At 53.3% G+C, this 14,994-nt stretch carries 17 protein-coding genes; 9 read left to right on the top strand and 8 right to left on the bottom strand.

Annotated features, from left to right (window positions below; genetic code table 11):
- Positions 1-6: 6 nt before the first annotated feature.
- From CWI71_RS09545 to fliF, 7 genes are read right to left on the bottom strand one after another with little or no spacing between them, the layout of a single operon-like run.
- Complete coding sequence (locus CWI71_RS09545) at positions 7-507, bottom strand: flagellar basal body-associated FliL family protein (RefSeq protein ID WP_126755041.1); 501 nt, start codon at positions 505-507, stop codon at positions 7-9.
- 35 nt (positions 508-542) lie between these two features.
- Positions 543-1,727: a flagellar hook-length control protein FliK gene (locus tag CWI71_RS09550; RefSeq protein WP_126755042.1), complete on the bottom strand. Its 1,185-nt coding sequence runs from the start codon at positions 1,725-1,727 to the stop codon at positions 543-545.
- 22 nt (positions 1,728-1,749) lie between these two features.
- The gene (gene fliJ, locus CWI71_RS09555) at positions 1,750-2,199 is read right to left on the bottom strand and encodes a flagellar export protein FliJ (protein WP_126755043.1); all 450 of its coding nucleotides are present in this window, start codon (positions 2,197-2,199) and stop codon (positions 1,750-1,752) included.
- Positions 2,192-3,550 (bottom strand): flagellar protein export ATPase FliI, encoded by a 1,359-nt coding sequence (gene fliI / locus CWI71_RS09560; protein WP_126755044.1) that lies wholly within the window; start codon positions 3,548-3,550, stop codon positions 2,192-2,194. Before fliI ends, fliJ begins: the two co-directional genes overlap by 8 nt.
- On the bottom strand, positions 3,537-4,277 hold the full coding sequence (gene fliH / locus CWI71_RS09565) for a flagellar assembly protein FliH (RefSeq protein ID WP_126755045.1): 741 nt from the start codon (positions 4,275-4,277) through the stop codon (positions 3,537-3,539). Before fliH ends, fliI begins: the two co-directional genes overlap by 14 nt.
- Entirely contained in the window at positions 4,264-5,277 is a 1,014-nt protein-coding gene (gene fliG / locus CWI71_RS09570) for a flagellar motor switch protein FliG (RefSeq protein WP_126755046.1), read from the bottom strand. Before fliG ends, fliH begins: the two co-directional genes overlap by 14 nt.
- On the bottom strand, positions 5,270-7,042 hold the full coding sequence (gene fliF, locus CWI71_RS09575; protein WP_126755047.1) for a flagellar basal-body MS-ring/collar protein FliF: 1,773 nt from the start codon (positions 7,040-7,042) through the stop codon (positions 5,270-5,272). Before fliF ends, fliG begins: the two co-directional genes overlap by 8 nt.
- A gap of 206 nt (positions 7,043-7,248) precedes the next feature.
- Here fliF and fliE point away from each other — a divergent pair, with 206 nt between their 5' ends.
- A complete protein-coding gene (gene fliE / locus CWI71_RS09580; protein ID WP_126755048.1) occupies positions 7,249-7,566 on the top strand; it encodes a flagellar hook-basal body complex protein FliE in 318 nt (105 codons plus the stop codon).
- Between the two features lie 52 nt (positions 7,567-7,618).
- Here fliE and CWI71_RS09585 read toward each other — a convergent pair whose 3' ends face one another.
- Positions 7,619-8,731: a FliC/FljB family flagellin gene (locus CWI71_RS09585; RefSeq protein WP_126755049.1), complete on the bottom strand. Its 1,113-nt coding sequence runs from the start codon at positions 8,729-8,731 to the stop codon at positions 7,619-7,621.
- A gap of 194 nt (positions 8,732-8,925) precedes the next feature.
- Between CWI71_RS09585 and CWI71_RS09590 the strand changes: the two genes are divergently transcribed.
- The 8 genes from CWI71_RS09590 to flhC all read left to right on the top strand — a co-directional run bounded on the left by CWI71_RS09590 (position 8,926) and on the right by flhC (position 14,969).
- On the top strand, positions 8,926-10,626 hold the full coding sequence (locus CWI71_RS09590; RefSeq protein WP_126755050.1) for an HD domain-containing phosphohydrolase: 1,701 nt from the start codon (positions 8,926-8,928) through the stop codon (positions 10,624-10,626).
- A gap of 133 nt (positions 10,627-10,759) precedes the next feature.
- Positions 10,760-12,121: a flagellar filament capping protein FliD gene (gene fliD, locus CWI71_RS09595; protein ID WP_126755051.1), complete on the top strand. Its 1,362-nt coding sequence runs from the start codon at positions 10,760-10,762 to the stop codon at positions 12,119-12,121.
- 18 nt (positions 12,122-12,139) lie between these two features.
- The gene (gene fliS, locus CWI71_RS09600; RefSeq protein ID WP_126755074.1) at positions 12,140-12,532 is read left to right on the top strand and encodes a flagellar export chaperone FliS; all 393 of its coding nucleotides are present in this window, start codon (positions 12,140-12,142) and stop codon (positions 12,530-12,532) included.
- Positions 12,519-12,893, top strand: a complete 375-nt coding sequence (locus CWI71_RS09605) for a flagellar protein FliT (protein WP_126755052.1) — start codon at positions 12,519-12,521, stop codon at positions 12,891-12,893. The genes fliS and CWI71_RS09605 overlap by 14 nt, the downstream gene beginning before the upstream one ends.
- Positions 12,890-13,678 (top strand): flagellar hook-length control protein FliK, encoded by a 789-nt coding sequence (locus CWI71_RS09610; protein WP_126755053.1) that lies wholly within the window; start codon positions 12,890-12,892, stop codon positions 13,676-13,678. The genes CWI71_RS09605 and CWI71_RS09610 overlap by 4 nt, the downstream gene beginning before the upstream one ends.
- Entirely contained in the window at positions 13,668-13,928 is a 261-nt protein-coding gene (locus CWI71_RS09615; protein WP_126755054.1) for an EscU/YscU/HrcU family type III secretion system export apparatus switch protein, read from the top strand. Before CWI71_RS09610 ends, CWI71_RS09615 begins: the two co-directional genes overlap by 11 nt.
- A gap of 181 nt (positions 13,929-14,109) precedes the next feature.
- Positions 14,110-14,415 carry a flagellar transcriptional regulator FlhD gene (locus tag CWI71_RS09620; protein WP_126755055.1) on the top strand — a complete coding sequence of 102 codons (306 nt, stop codon included), beginning with the start codon at positions 14,110-14,112 and terminating at the stop codon, positions 14,413-14,415.
- Positions 14,416-14,423: 8 nt separating this feature from the next.
- Positions 14,424-14,969, top strand: a complete 546-nt coding sequence (gene flhC, locus CWI71_RS09625; protein WP_126755056.1) for a flagellar transcriptional regulator FlhC — start codon at positions 14,424-14,426, stop codon at positions 14,967-14,969.
- Positions 14,970-14,994: the final 25 nt, after the last annotated feature.

Consider the following 14,994-nt stretch of genomic DNA (forward strand, 5'->3'; position numbering starts at 1 on the left):
GACCTGTTACTGCACAATAAATTCAGTGAAAAGAACATCATTAATAGTCACACTCACATCGCCCTGATAGGGCTGGCTTAATTCCTGCGCAATTACCTGTGCCAGTTCTTCCTTGCCACTTTGGTGGCTGACGCGCTCTGCCGGTTGGCCAGAAAGCAATACCAGCAGACGATTACGTACTTGTGGCATGTTCTTGGTCAGCAAATCGCGGGCGTCTTCGTCGGGTAGCTCCAGCGTCAGTCCTGCATATAACAACCGTGGACCAAACTGATCGCTGTCGAGATTCACAGTAAAGGGCGACAGTGACAGGAAAATCGGATCGCTTTCGTCTTTTTCAATTGTTTCACCGAGCTCCTGAAAAGCGACGCGCTCGGCAATTTTACGCATGTCCCAGATCAACCAGGTATTCATTGCCATCATGGCAATCACCGCAATCAGCAGCACCACCAGAAAAGGTGACTGTGAGTTGCTCGTTGTCGGTTCGTTTTTTACTGCTTTATTCGCCATTCGTTATCTCCCGTCAGATCCATGAGGTTACGCTTTCACGCAAACAAGTCCACGTGCCCGGGGGGCACATGGAGGTGTTGCTCGGAAGCAGAGTTATCATGATCATTCTCGGCCGATTCACGCCAAGCTGTAGGGTGAGATGACGAATGTTGTTGCTGTTGTTGTTGAAATCCTTGTTGTTCGCGCTGAAATGACTGACCTGAGGCAGTAGAACGTTGCTCTGACACCTGGGTTTCGCCAAGCTGCAGACCCAGGCCCTGCAATTGCTCGCGTAATTGTGGCAAGGCCGTTTCGATAGCCTGGCGTACCTGTCCGTTGCTGGTAGTAATTTGTAGCTGGGTTTCCTGTCCTTGCTGCTGCAACTGAATCTGAATCGGGCCGAGTTCAGCCGGGCGGGTATGAATGGTTACCTGCTGCTGATTTTTGACCACTAGCTGCACCATCTGCTGGCTTAGTTCATTGGTACCTGCGGGAGTGTATAGCGGTTGTTGCATCGTTAGCTGGGACGCAGGCGTAACCGATGTTGCGGTAGTGCTGCTAACAGCTGCCGTTGTGGCTAATGCCAGGGTGCTTGTTGTTTCAGCTGTGACTGAAACGGCGGTATGGGGGACAGTAGCGGGCAATGGCTCTGCCGGTTGCAGTATTTTTGGCACGCCTGGTTGCATCTGCTTGACCTGGACTGACGGTTGCGGTTGCTCTGGCCATGTCTGTTGCTCTGTCAGATTTAACGTCTGCGCTACGGTTTTTGTAACTGCTTGTTGGTGCTGAGGCAATAGCGGTGCCGATTCTCTTTGTAATACTGAGATGTCGTGCGGCAACTGGACGTTCAGTGGCGCGTCATACTGTGCGGTGGCGACGTTTCGGGTCGGCTCCGGCGCAGGTTGCCACTGGGTTAATTCCAGTGGCACTGACGTCTTTTGAGTCGCCGGCGGCGGTGCAATGGCTGTTTGCTGAGTCATTGCCGTATACGGAGTAATTGCAGGTAGCACCGCCTGCGTTAGCGGGGCAGAAAGTTCCGGATCGCTGCTGCTTTCAGTGCCGCCCTGCGGTTCTTGCTGGGTTGAGATGGGCTGCTGCGCGATCGGTTGTTGTGAAATTTGCTGTTGCAATAACTGGATAAAAGCTGTGCTGCCTGCAGCTGTGCTTGCGCGCAATTGCCCGGTGCCGCTGGCATTCAGCGGGCGGTCAGCGGAAAGCAAGTTAAGTAACGCAAGTTGCATAGCTATCCTTTTACCCGCAAGCTTAATCAATCAGCTTGCTGCGATGCGCGTGAAATTGTTGCGCAAGTTCATCGGTTTGCCGCTGCTCGCGGCGCTGTTGCAGCTGTTGCTGCGTATCTCGCTGGCGTTGCTGCAAGGTTGAAAATGCCTGCCAGCGCTGCTGCTGCTGTTGCCAGTGTTGCTGGCTTACATCGGTCTTTTGTTGCTGTTGCGTCAGTAATCCCTGCGCCTGCCCGATAGCGTTATCAAGACCGTGCAGAAACTGGCGGTAGGTGCTCACCAGAGTGGTGGACATACCGCGACCTAATTGCAGTTGTAACTGCGTAGCGTACTCGCTACGGTACTGTTGCAGTCGCTGTAGTTGCTGCTCAATATGAGAGGTATTGCGCTGGTTTTCCGCAACCATTTGCAACGCCTCACGTTTTGCTTGTTCAGCGTTATTTAACAAACGCTCCAGCACGTGATTATTCATTATGCCCTCCGGTGAGCGAAACTAAGCTTTTAATTGCGGCCTCAAAAGTGGCTTGTTCATCCATTTGCTGTTGCAGGAATGCCGCGATGCGGGGGTAGCTCTGCACCGCCTGATCAAGTAAGGCATCGTGTCCGGACTGATAAGCGCCGACACTGATAAGATCGTGATTACGCTGATAGGTTGCGAACAGACGTTTCAGCCGCTGACTGGCCGACAATTGCTGCTGACTGACGATGGCTGGCATGACGCGGCTGATCGAAGCTTCAATATCGATGGCCGGATAATGCGCGCTTTCCGCCAGCCGCCGCGACAATACAATGTGGCCGTCAAGAATGGCCCGGGCAGCATCTGCGATTGGGTCTTGCTGGTCGTCGCCCTCAGTCAATACGGTGTAAAATGCGGTAATAGTGCCGCCGCCCGGCTTACCAGTTCCGGCGCGCTCAACAATAGCTGGCAATTTGGCAAAGACGCTGGGCGGGTAGCCTTTGGTCACCGGGGGCTCACCAACGGCAAGAGCAATTTCCCGTTGCGCCATGGCGTAGCGCGTAAGTGAGTCCATAATTAATAAAACATGCTCGCCCTTATCGCGGAAGTCCTCCGCCAGGCGCGTGGCGTAAGCCGCACCCTGCAAGCGTTCTAACGGCGAGGTATCTGCCGGTGCGGCAACAATCACGGAACGCTTTCGGCCTGCCTCACCAAGACTTGTCTCGATGAACTCCTGTACTTCACGACCGCGCTCGCCGATTAAAGCAACCACAATTCGGTCGGCGTCGGTAAAACGAGCCATCATACCCAGCAGTACTGACTTGCCCACCCCCGAACCGGCAAATAAACCGATGCGCTGGCCCCGCCCGACCGTTAGCAAGCTGTTGATGGCGCGCACGCCAACGTCGATGGGGGTAGCAATGGGCGCGCGCTGCATGGGGTTAATAGTTTTGTGGCTGAGTTCACCAAAATGTTGATGCTGACGCAGGTCTTTGCCATCAAGGGGGCGTCCGAGGCCGTCAAGAACCCGGCCGGACAGTTGCGCGCCCAACGGGTAGCGGCGCTGACTCTGTTTACCATGCAGTGGGCGGATACGCGCTCCGGGGGTTAAATGCGGGGCATGTTCCAGTGGCATAAGAAAGGTGACGTCGCGGGCAAAGCCCACAACTTCTGCGGCGACAGATTGTTGGTCAGCCTCGATCATACAGGCACTACCGACCGGCAGGTTCAGACCGGCCGCCTCCAGCACCACGCCGGTAGCACGGGTAAGCCTTCCCACCCGCTGCCATTGCGGCAGTTGTGCTAAGCGCTGCTGCACTTGTCGCACGCTGGTGCGCCACCGCTCGGTATACTCAGTGTGCGCCATGTTCAGCTCCGCGTACCTGGCTGAGCAGGCGCTGCCAACGGCTTTCCAGGCTGGCGTCAATTTCGCCGCTATCGCTCACCAGACGACAACCGTATCGTGCCAGCGACGGGTCAGCCTGTAAGCTCCAGCCATGTTGGGCGAGCTCGTCGGCAAGCTGCTGTTGCAACAACGGGTAGTCTTCGGGGTGTACCAGCAAGATGGGCTTTTGCTGCAGCATTGGATCGGCCTGAATAATGTCGCGCACCAGCGTAACTATGTGTTCAGGATGAGCGGAAAGCGCCTCACCAGCCAGTTGCTGTCCGACGGTCAGCGCCAGTTGCACCAGGCTTTCACCCATTTGTTCATCAAGCTGGTGCAGTGCCTGCTGAAAGTTCGCAATCAGCTGACCAAGACCGGCCAACTGCTGCTGCCGCTCTTCATTCAGCTGCGTTTCCAGCGCCGCGATTACTTCAGCCTTGCCGGCCGCATAGCCTTCCTCATGGCCTGCCTGGTATCCCGCGTTTTTACCTTCTGTGTAACCTTCTTTCTGACCTTGTTTGTACCCTTGTTCGTAACCTTTCTGGTCCGCTTCAGGAGAACGCTGCGACGGTCGGGTTTCAGGCGTAGCGGGTTCCTGCGCAGCTTCGGCGCTGGCGTCGAGCTGCTGCCACTGCCAACGCTGCCATTGCCTGTCGGTAGCGGCGGGGCGCGCGTCGGCCGCAGGCATAAGTCGCTTAAACGTAGGCATCGTCACCGCTACTCAAGACAATATCGCCGGCATCTGCCAAGCGACGTACCACCTGCAAAATAGCCTTTTGTTCGGCTTCGACCTGAGAAAGTCGCATCGGACCGCGTGATTCCATTTCTTCCCGTACCAGGCTTGCTGCGCGTTGCGACATATTGCGTAAGAATTTCTCGGCAAGATCTTTGGGTGCGCCTTTAAGTGCAGTTACCAACGCCGGCGTTTCGATCTGACGCAGCAAGGTCTGAATACTACGGTCATCGAGATCAATCAGGTTCTCGAATAAGAACATTTCATCAATGATCTTCTGCGCTAGTTCGTCATTGTAAGCACGGATGTTTTCCAGTGCCGTGTCTTCCTGCCCCGTGCTGAGTAAGTTAAGAATTTCGGCGGCGGTGCGCACACCACCCATCTTGCTGCGTTTCAGCGACTGCCCGTCAAGCATGCCACCCAGCACCTCGGTTAATTCTTGCAATGCCGCCGGTTGTACGCCGCTGAAGGTAGCGATTCGCAACACCACATCATTACGTAAGCGCTCGTCAAAGTGCTCCAGTACACCTGCGGCCTGGGCGCGCTCAAGGTGAATGAGGATGGTGGCGATAATCTGCGGGTGCTCGTCTCTGATCATCTCGGCAACTTCAGGCACATCCATCATATTCAAAGCTTCAATACCAATATGGTCGGCTTTTTGTTCAAGCACATCCTCGATCATGGTATTGGCCCGCTCGGCCCCCAACGCCTTGGTTAGTACGGAACGAATGTAATCGTCGTACTTTTCAATGGGCGGCATGGTCGCCAGTTGCTCATGGAAGCCTTCCAGCACGGATTTGATTTCAGCGTGCGATAAGTCATCGAGCTTGGTCATTTCTTTGCTGATGCGCTGGATCTGTTGCGGCGCAAGGTGGCGAAAAACCTCGGCCGCTGACTCTTCTTCGAGAATGAGAAGCATGATGGCCGCGCGTCGTAAGCCAGGACCTTTCGCGGCAGTGGTTGCTGAATTAGCCATTGTCATCCTCGTTCATCCAGGCTTGTAAAATACGGGCGACCTGACGCGGATTGTCGCGCGCCGCTTGTTTCGCCTGACTGAGTGCCTCAGTGTAATGTTGCTCGGCGCCTGATTTCGGCCAGCGGAAGTCATTGCCTGACGTAGCGGCTCCCGGCTTTGCACTCGTGCCTTGAGGCGCTTCGGGGTCGGCCTTGACCTTGTAATCCGAAGCAGATGTGCTGTCGCCGTCATCATCGCCGGCAACCGCATGGAAGCCCTGTTGCCCGTTGCTAGTTACGCTGTTATTTAGATTGGAATTCAGCTGCCAGCGACGGATAAGCGGTCGCATAATGAGCAAATAAAAGCCGAGAATCAGTAGTGCGGCGGCAACATAACGCATCACCTGTGCAATCAGTCCGGTAACCTCGGGTGTCTGATACCAGTTACTGGTTGCAGGGGTGGCCGGGTCAGCTTCAATGAAAGCGCTGTTGATGACCTCCAGTTGATCACCACGCTCGGCAGAGAATCCCATGGCCTGACGCACCAGGCGCTGTATGGCATCAAGCTCTTCTTCACTGCGTGGCACTGTTTCGGTCGCGCCGTCGGCACTGAGACTGCGATGATGGTCCACTACCACCGCGACAGAAAGCCGTTGAATGACACCCTGCTCGTGCTGGATATGTTCGACGCTACGGTCCACCTCGTAATTAACCACCTGATCCTGCTGTAGCTGCTGTGGCGTGGTACTGGCGGCGAGCTCATCGGTGTTTGTTTCTTCGCCGGAATTGATCACCGCGGTGGTGATACCCGGCGGAGTATTACTCAGGGTGCCGGGAACCCCGCCGGCCGCTTGCAGATCACCGCTCATGTTGGTATTGCGCTGAATGCTGCGAATCGCGGCACGTTCCGGGTCCTGATTCGGCGCATAACGCTCGGCGGTGGCTTCACGTTGTGAAAAATCGATATCGGCGACCACCTGTGCCCGAACGTTATCACTGCCAAGAATAGGCTTTAAAATAGCCTCAATACGCTGCTGATAACCGCGCTCAACTTCCCGAATGTAGTCGAGCTTGCTGCCATTTAGCGAACCTGAGGCGGCCTCTTGTGATAACAAGTCACCGCGCTGGTCGACGACTGTGACTTGGTCGGGCGCCAGTTCGGCGACGCTGCTGGCCACCATGTGGACAATAGCAGCCACCTGGCTTTGTCCCAATTTGCGCCCCGGGTGGAGCGTTAAGATGACAGAGGCTTTCGCCGGTTGCTGGTCACGCACAAAAACCGAATCTTTCGCCATTGCCAGGTGCACCCGGGCTTTGGCAACCGGCCCCAGGGCTTCCATGGAACTTGCCAGCTCACCTTCCAGCGCGCGCTGATAGTTTACTTTTTCCGCAAACTGACTAATGCCGAAGGCCTGATTATCCAGCAGGTTAAAGCCGACGTTACCGGTATTAGGTAATCCTTGTTCGGCCAGTTGCAGGCGCAATTTATGCACCTGGTCGGCCGGAACCGAAATGGTGCCATTGCCATTCAGTTCATAGGTGATTTGCCGGGCATCAAGCTCTGCGATGATCTGGCCACCGTCGGCTTCACTCAGGTTACTGTAAAGCACGCGGTAGGTAGGCGTGCTTAACCATAGTAGTAACGCAACAACTAATGCTATCAGTGCCGCACCGCCGATCAGCAATGGCACGAAGCCTTGCGTTTTAAGGGTCTGAAGCCAAGGTGCCGAAGCATTGGCGGGGCGTGGGGCTGAATTGTCAGCCGCCTGGCTGGTGGTAGCATTCATGCAATTACTCTGTGGTGCGTCGCTGCTCAGTAAACGGAATTTTGAAGCCATCATTATGGGAGCATGGAAACGAGTTAAAGGAGTGAATAAGCAACTTTTTTAGGGGCTATTACGGCTTTCGGTCAGCACGACGGTTGCTATTGTTACGCAGTTCCTAATGACCGCTAATTACCAGGCCTGTACTGGCTAAAAAGAGAAAGAATGTTATGAGTGTTCCGGCTATTCAGACCGCTTTGCAGAAATTAGAAGCATTACAGCAACAGGCGCAAAGCCAGTCAGTCAACGCGGGGGCTCCGCAGGGACCCAGCTTTGCCAATGAGTTGCAGCAGTCGGTGGAGCGCATTAACCAGTTGCAACAAGTTTCGGGAAGCACGACACAGGCGTTTCAACTGGGCGACCCTAAGGTGTCACTGCAGGAAGTGATGATCGCAAAACAAAAAGCCGGTCTGGCGTTTGATATGGGCGTACAGGTGCGTAATAAGCTGGTTAGTGCCTATAAAGAAATTATGAATATGCAGGTATAAAAAAACCAAGCCCCGAGTGAGGCTTGGTCTGCAGTGCGTTGTTGGGTCGGGATTAGCCCAACAGCGACAACACTGATTGTGGCAGCTGATTTGCCTGTGCCAGTACCGAGGTACCTGCTTGCTGCAAGATTTGTGAACGGGTCATGCTTGCAACTTCTACTGCGTAGTCCGCATCTTCAATACGTGAACGCGCAGCCGCCAGGTTGGTTTCGTTGGTTTGCAGGTTAGTGATTGCAGACTCGAAACGGTTTTGAATCGCACCTAAGTCAGAACGTAGTGTGTCAACGTCGCTAAGCGCTGAGTCGATAGCGGCCAATGGAGAGGTTGAACGTTCAGACAGGATAGTTGCAGTACCTGAATCAAAGTTTACAGCCAAGGAACCGTCGTTAGCACCTGTACCACCACCGTCTGTGATGGCGAAGGCAGTGGATTCGTCTACAGCGATGTATGCCGCATCACCGTTTGCATCGGTACCGCCAACATACCACTGACCAGATGAGTCTTGCTCAAGTGATGAAGCAGTGAAGTTGCCGCTTGAATCAGAGTTATTGAAACTGACCTTCGCAGCTAGGATATTTTCACCGTTACCGTCAGTTACATCACCGTCGGCGTAAGCAGTTAAGCCTGACGCATCAACACCGTTTACATTGAAGGTGTTCATGTTCAATGTCGTTGAGTTGATTTCTTTAAGATTAACGTCGATCTTCTCACCGTCGTTCGCACCGACCTGAATTGACAGGGCTTGGTCTGATGCCAGTACTTTCGTGCCGTTGAAGCTGGTTTCAGATGAAATACGGTCAATTTCACTTAAACGTTGACCGATTTCAGCCTGGATTGAGTCCAGGTCGTCTTGTGAATTGGTACCATTTTGCGCCTGAACGCTCAGCTCACGAATACGCTGCAGGTTATCGTTTACCTGGTTCAGTGCACCTTCTGCTGTTTGTGCGACAGAGATACCGTCGTTTGCGTTACGCTGTGCCTGTGACAAACCGGTGATTTGTGAAGACATACGGTTTGCGATGGCTTGGCCAGCAGCGTCATCTTTTGCGCTGTTAATACGCAGGCCAGACGAAAGACGCTCCATTGAAGTTTGCAATGCAGATTGCGACTTCATCAGGTTTTGCTGACCAATCATCGAGGTAATGTTGGTATTGATTACTGACATAGTCCTATTCCTTATTTGTTTTCAAATTGGGCTGCCGTAGTGGCCTGCCGTCAATCATAGTTATCGGAACCTCATCACAAAGCTTTAGAGTTTTTTTTAAGAAAATACCGTTACTTGGCCAATTAAAGCTTTAGGATGGCAGGCCGATAAAGGCAAACGAAAGATCTCTCGGGAGTAGTGGCAATAGTAGTGGCATGGGTGTAGCAGACAACGTGACAGACGACTACAGCAGTATTGATAACAACGTCCAAATGGGCACCTACCTTGAGGCACTTGGGCAGCCAGGCGTCGCGAATCTGGTCACGGTGACCGGCGCTACGAGTAGTTATCCGGTAATTATCAGTGACGTGCGCTTTGACCAAGCTTTGATACTTGAGTTGACCGCCATTCGTGATGTGGTGCCGCGCCTGCGACAAGGCGGCCAATTTCGTCTTGAGGGCGCCACCTCTGGCGGCCTGGTACGTACCGAGCCAATGCAGGTCCGCGAGTTTGAAAGCCGCGAAGGGCGTCTGTTTGGTGAGGTTGACTGGCCAGCACAAATTCATGTTAAACAACGCCGCAGTAGTTTTCGCGCGACCTTACGGGTCGGTATGGAAGTCGGCGTGCGCCTTGCATCTTCCGATCCGGAACAGGAATCTACGGTGCTGGCCGGCGATTTACGCGATCTTTCCGCCGATGGCTGCCTTGCTGAATTCAGTATTTACGATGGTGCCTCAAAAGTACTGCCAAATATTCATACCGTCGTGACCTTGAGTTTTCCCGACGGCACCGAGCGCGAATTTATGGCTGAAACCAGGCATATACGCACCGATACCGAACGGAAAGTCATTGCCGTCGGCCTGCAGTTTGAAAACCTTTCACAGGACGCACAAAAGGAGCTTTGGCAGTTCGTCAAAGAAATAGAGCGCGAAGCCAGTCGCTCGGCAACGACCGGTGACCAACGCGAACCGTCGAAGCTTTTCGCGCCGAAAAGCGCTGAGGTTTCTAATGTCAGCCGCAGGCGCCGGGGTGATTATCCGACGCCGATCGCACGGCGTCTGGCGACGATCGCCGGATACCTCGACAGTCAGATGATTCAGCTCAAGCAAGAGGGAAGTTTTGATGCGCAGCAACTCTCCAGTCAAACCGATCACCTGCTTGATCTGTTAAAAGAAGATCGCCAGGAGGCACTGTTTGCGCTGCACTGCCTGCACCGTGAATCGGTCTGGGTACAACACGGCATTGCTGTGGCGATGCGCCTGGCTGACTTATTGACCGCCCGGCGGTTGCCGCAGGCAGTGGTAAAAGGCGCCGCAGCGGCGGCTATGATCCACGATTTGGGTAAAGGCGTGGTATGCCCCGAGGTGGCTCGCACCACTACGTTGAGCCGCGCCATGTATCTGGATATGCACTCACATGTCGTTAAAGCACTAGATGCGGCGCATGGCGTGCGCTGGCTGTCACCGGTGATACGTGACAATGTCATTGCACTGGTCAACGAGCGGTTAGATGGCAGTGGCTATCCGGAAGGGTTTAAAGCGGAGCATATTGGTCAGTTAGCACGAGCGGTGATGGTGGTGGATGTGATGGACGCGCTGCAGCGTCCGCGTCCGGACCGTGCAGCGCACACTAGTTATGCGGCATTTCAGCTGGTTGCGGCGGACCGTAAGCGGTTTGACGGGCAATGGTTACAGGCGTACATGCAACGCTTTGGTAAGCTCGCAATTGGCAGTCTGGTGCGTTTTTCCGGCGGGCAATATGCCTGGGTTGTGGGCCTTGATCAGCATAACCGGGTGGATTGTGTACGGCTCACCCCCCACAAAGGTCACCCCGATTCCCGCTTAGGTGAACTGGTGCGGGGGAGTCGGTTAAGAGCATTGGGACGGATGACCGATGTGCTGGTGGTAGAAGAGTAAAAATTGCGCTAAAGACTTTCGAGTTTTGACCGATATAGCAAAAAAGCAGCATAAAAACAGTGTTACTAATAGCTTTAACAATGACGGGCAGCACGCACAATAGCCCCGGGGTTGTAACTGAGGAAGAAAACGAATGGCATCCATAGCGGCTTTGGGCGTTGGCTCAGGCCTGGACTTAAACGGTCTGTTAAATCAGCTGGAGTCAGCAGAGCGGCAGCGACTGCAGCCACTGATACAACAAAAAGCCAGCTACCAGGCGAAAATTTCGGCCTATGGCAAGCTGGAAGGTGCGCTGGCGCAGTTTCAGACGGCGCTCACGCGACTGGAAAAACCTGAAACCTTTGCTGCGGTTAGTAGCAAAGTTAGTAATGACACCATGAGTGTCGCTGCCGATGCTACCGCAGTACCAGGCAGCTATCAGGTGGTAGTGGACCAACTGGCGTCGCATGCAAGTTTCGCGACGCTCGGCATTGACGACAGCGCCAGGGCCTTGGCTGCAGGCAGCGTAAGCTTCAGTTTAGCAGACGGCACCTCGCACACTATCGATGTAAGTGCCGAAGATACCAGTCTTGCCAGTATCCGCGACGCTATCAATGCGCAGCAGCAGGACGTTACCGCGAGCATTATCAACGATGGCGACGCCAACGCGCCCTATCGTTTAGTTCTTAACAGTAACCAAACGGGCGCAGCATCAAGTATCGAGACGCTCAGTTTCAGTGGCTTTAGTGACGCCTTATCAGCAGACGCGACAACGCAGCGTAGTGGCAGTGACGCTGAATTCAGTGTGAATGGCCTGGCAATGCGGCGTAGTAGCAATCAGGTGCAAGACGCGATTCAGGGCGTGACGTTGAATTTGCAGGCGGCGAATGAGCAGGGGTTGGTGACAGTTGCGCGTGATGAAAGTGCCATTAACAAGGCGGTGAAAGACTTCGTAAAGGCGTTCAACAGCCTCAATACGACCATTCGTGATCTTGGTGCCTACGATGCCGAAACGCAACGCAGCGGGCGACTGTTAGGTGATACAGCACTACGTGACGTGCAAGACGATCTGCGGGCGCTGGTTTCCTTTCAGGGTGGGACGAACGAAGGATTAACCTTCCTGTCGGACCTCGGAATCGAGCGCGAACTCGACGGCTCGCTGGCACTTGATGAGGACGCCTTGCAAGAACTGGTATCGACACAACTAGCCGATGTGACGCAGTTTTTCACGGGAGCTGGGGAAGCCACGGGTTTTGCAGGTCGGTCGCAGGAACTGATTAACCAGTTACTGGATGAGAACGGAATTCTGGCGACCAGCACTGAGGGTATGAAAGAGGCGATGACACGCATTGACGAGCGCTATGCGCGCGAGGAGGTGGCGATTGCCTCTACGGTCGACCGGTATCGTAGCCAATTTGCCCAACTTGACAGCATGATTGCCAGTATGAATTCAACCAGCGCCTATTTAACGCAACAGTTTGATGCGCTGAGTATGCAACTAGGCCGCAAGAAATAGGAGGTAAACGTGTACGGAATGCGTGGAGCAGCGGCCTATGGCCGCGTGAATGTGGAAAGTGAAATACTTTCAGCGAGTCCTCACCGGTTGATCGCTTTATTATTTGAGCATGCCTTGCGTGCCATTCGCACGGCCGAGGTGCATATGAATAATGGTGACATTAAAGGCAAAGCCGAGGCCATTACCAAAGCACTAGATATTGTCAGTCAGGGCTTGCTTGCCGCTGTGGACCGGGAGCAGGGTCAGGCCATCGCCGAGCGTCTGGCAGAGCTTTACGAATATGTGTGCGAGCAATTGCTTGAGGCGAATCTTCGTAACGACACTGTACACTTACAAAATGCGGAAAAGGTTCTTGAAGCCTTGTCCGAGGGTTGGCATGGTATAGCAGGGCAAGCAAATGGAGCGGGTTAATTTGGTTTCTCAGACAAAGCAAGGGAAAGTGCTTATTCCTAACGGACTAGACGTACTGAGCGCCTATGAACAACTATTGGCGTGGTCAAATCAGATGTTAAGCCGGGTCCGCGCGGAGGACTGGGCGGGATTGATCGAACTTGAGCTTGAATATGTGAGTGATATTGAGCGCTTAAGTCAGTTCGAGTCGACGGTGCATCTTGACGAGCGAGAGCAATTGCAAAAACTTGAATTGGTGCAGCAGTTGTTAGATCAGGACCGCGAAATAAGGGAACGCTTGATGAAACGTAAGACAGAGCTTGAAGGCGCGCTGGCGACGATGAACCGGCAACAACAACTTGCGGATCGTTATCGTAATTGAGCAGCATTACACCGCTACTTGACACCTTGCTTCATCAGGTGGCTAAGCAAACAGAGGCAACGCACAGGGTTCCACGTGGAACTATACCCGTTGCGCCGTTGTCAGCCTCCGCCACGACGACCGAGTTTAGCAGAGACGGCACGCAGTTTGCGCGCATGTTGTCGCGGGTCAGTGAGTTACAACAACAGTTATTCCAGGACCGCCCGCAAGCCCCAACAACACCAGGTGAACCGCTGAAACTACAGCGCGGATCAGTTGCGGTGCTGGCGGCACAGTTAAAACATCAATTCCAGCGCTCTGGCATTTTTTATGAGCAACAACTCCGGCAGTGGTTAGGCGAAGCCATTCCGCTGAAGGCCATTTTGCAGCAACCGCAAAATAGCAACCCCAGCCAACGGCAGGAGCTACTATTCAAGCAGTTCGAACTCATCCAGACCGGCATTTATCGGTTTGAATTCGCCCTGGATGAACAGCGTCTGTTGTTTGGCGCTATCCAGCCCGACATCCATCCATTATTACAGCAGTTCCGTCAGGGGAAGCCTTCTTCCGATGCATCTCCAAAATCGCATGACTGGACGTGTGAGCTATTTTTGCAAGATGCCCGACATGGTGACTTTAAACTGCGCTTGCGAATGGAGTCGCGTCAGTTACATATCGAATTACAAGGTGAAGTTGAATGGATGCAGTTGTTGCAGAAGCATGCACAGGGACTGCAACAGCGACTTCGCCAACAGCGTTTCAGCGTAGCCAGTATTCAATTTCGGAGTGCAGCGGATGAAACCTAAGCAATTGCGTGCTGTGGCCTTACGTTATGAAGCGCTTGCGCCCAGCGCAAAACTGATTGCCAAAGGTGACGGTGAAGTGGCGCGGGCCATCATAGAGAAAGCACGCGAACACGGGGTGTTCGTTCACGAGTCTGAAGAACTCATGCGCTTACTTATACAGGTAGAGCTTGAAGCAACCGTGCCGGAAGAAGTTTGCATAATTGTTTCAGAATTGTTGGGGTGGCTAGAATCCTCCGAGGTAAATAGTTGATAATGGTCAAATAACAATCTGTTTAAAACAAAAAATATACATCAAGACCTTATAAAAATCTCAAATCGCCGTTGCCTTTTATCCGCCAATCAGGTACAAAGTTGCCCAAAAAATTAATAACAAAAAAGCGAGTCATTTTAAAAAACGGCCGCAACTTACTGAATTTGGGGAGTATGGATCAATGGCGCAGCAAACCGTTTTGGCTGAGCTTCAGGAGATCAATTTAAGTTACCTGCTACTTGTACAAAAATTACTGAACGAAGACCGGGAACTGGCACTCTTCAGGCTTAAAATAGATGAAGAGCTGGCTGATTTTATTGGCGATTTATCCATCCGTGAACTAACTATGCTGGCGAAGCAGCCTCAGGTTTTATTACGTCCGTGTTTATGCGACGTGACGGCACTGCGAGAAGTACTAAGCAATAATAAAGCTGAAGGCATGCGTGAGACGCATCTTGCCATGCTGATGGCTGCAGCAACTGCATAAGGACTCGCATGGCCGCAGGAAAACTTCTTACTGAGCTGGGTGAAGTTCAGCTTGCTATCGATCTAATTGAGTTAGGTGCGCGTCTGCAGGTGCTTGAGTCAGAGGTGAGCCTCAACCGCGGGCGTTTGGTCAGACTTTATAAAGAAGTTGCCGGGAAGTCCCCGCCCAAAGGCATGCTGCCGTTTTCAACAGATTGGTTTATGACCTGGCAGCCAAATATTCACTCGTCCTTTTTTTACACCTTGTACCGGCGCTTGCGTGAAGGCCAGCAACTGGAGCGTATGCAGGCAGTGATCAAAGCGTATCGCCTTTATCGCGAACATATTCAGTTGCATGGTGATGAAGAAGTGCTGGCGCTCACCCGCGCGTGGACGCTGATCCGCTTTTTTGAGAGTGGCATGTTCCAGCTTTCCGAATGCGGTAAATGTCGCTTACAGTTTGTTAATCACGCGGGCACACCTGACGCCGACTACGTCTGTGGTGTCTGTCAGCCGCCATCACGAGCTGGCAAGCCGCTGAAGAAAACCCGTTCGGTTCGCGCAAAAGCGACTTAAGTTTCTGCATTACTTGCCGATAGCC

The sequence above is a fragment of the Pseudidiomarina insulisalsae genome, assembly GCF_003987065.1.
Classification (GTDB): Bacteria; Pseudomonadota; Gammaproteobacteria; order Enterobacterales; family Alteromonadaceae; genus Pseudidiomarina; species Pseudidiomarina insulisalsae.

Excerpts from the sequence above, each read along its gene's own strand:
- CWI71_RS09550 (WP_126755042.1), bottom strand. The coding sequence starts at position 1,727 with ATGCAACTTGCGTTACTTAACTTGCTTTCCGCTGACCGCCCGCTGAAT.
- fliE (WP_126755048.1), top strand. The coding sequence starts at position 7,249 with ATGAGTGTTCCGGCTATTCAGACCGCTTTGCAGAAATTAGAAGCATTA.
- CWI71_RS09615 (WP_126755054.1), top strand. The coding sequence starts at position 13,668 with ATGAAACCTAAGCAATTGCGTGCTGTGGCCTTACGTTATGAAGCGCTT.
- fliI (WP_126755044.1), bottom strand. The coding sequence starts at position 3,550 with ATGGCGCACACTGAGTATACCGAGCGGTGGCGCACCAGCGTGCGACAA.
- CWI71_RS09590 (WP_126755050.1), top strand. The coding sequence starts at position 8,926 with ATGGGTGTAGCAGACAACGTGACAGACGACTACAGCAGTATTGATAAC.
- CWI71_RS09620 (WP_126755055.1), top strand. The coding sequence starts at position 14,110 with ATGGCGCAGCAAACCGTTTTGGCTGAGCTTCAGGAGATCAATTTAAGT.
- CWI71_RS09545 (WP_126755041.1), bottom strand. The coding sequence starts at position 507 with ATGGCGAATAAAGCAGTAAAAAACGAACCGACAACGAGCAACTCACAG.
- flhC (WP_126755056.1), top strand. The coding sequence starts at position 14,424 with ATGGCCGCAGGAAAACTTCTTACTGAGCTGGGTGAAGTTCAGCTTGCT.
- fliF (WP_126755047.1), bottom strand. The coding sequence starts at position 7,042 with ATGAATGCTACCACCAGCCAGGCGGCTGACAATTCAGCCCCACGCCCC.
- fliH (WP_126755045.1), bottom strand. The coding sequence starts at position 4,277 with ATGCCTACGTTTAAGCGACTTATGCCTGCGGCCGACGCGCGCCCCGCC.
- CWI71_RS09605 (WP_126755052.1), top strand. The coding sequence starts at position 12,519 with ATGGAGCGGGTTAATTTGGTTTCTCAGACAAAGCAAGGGAAAGTGCTT.
- fliG (WP_126755046.1), bottom strand. The coding sequence starts at position 5,277 with ATGGCTAATTCAGCAACCACTGCCGCGAAAGGTCCTGGCTTACGACGC.
- CWI71_RS09585 (WP_126755049.1), bottom strand. The coding sequence starts at position 8,731 with ATGTCAGTAATCAATACCAACATTACCTCGATGATTGGTCAGCAAAAC.
- fliD (WP_126755051.1), top strand. The coding sequence starts at position 10,760 with ATGGCATCCATAGCGGCTTTGGGCGTTGGCTCAGGCCTGGACTTAAAC.
- fliJ (WP_126755043.1), bottom strand. The coding sequence starts at position 2,199 with ATGAATAATCACGTGCTGGAGCGTTTGTTAAATAACGCTGAACAAGCA.
- fliS (WP_126755074.1), top strand. The coding sequence starts at position 12,140 with ATGCGTGGAGCAGCGGCCTATGGCCGCGTGAATGTGGAAAGTGAAATA.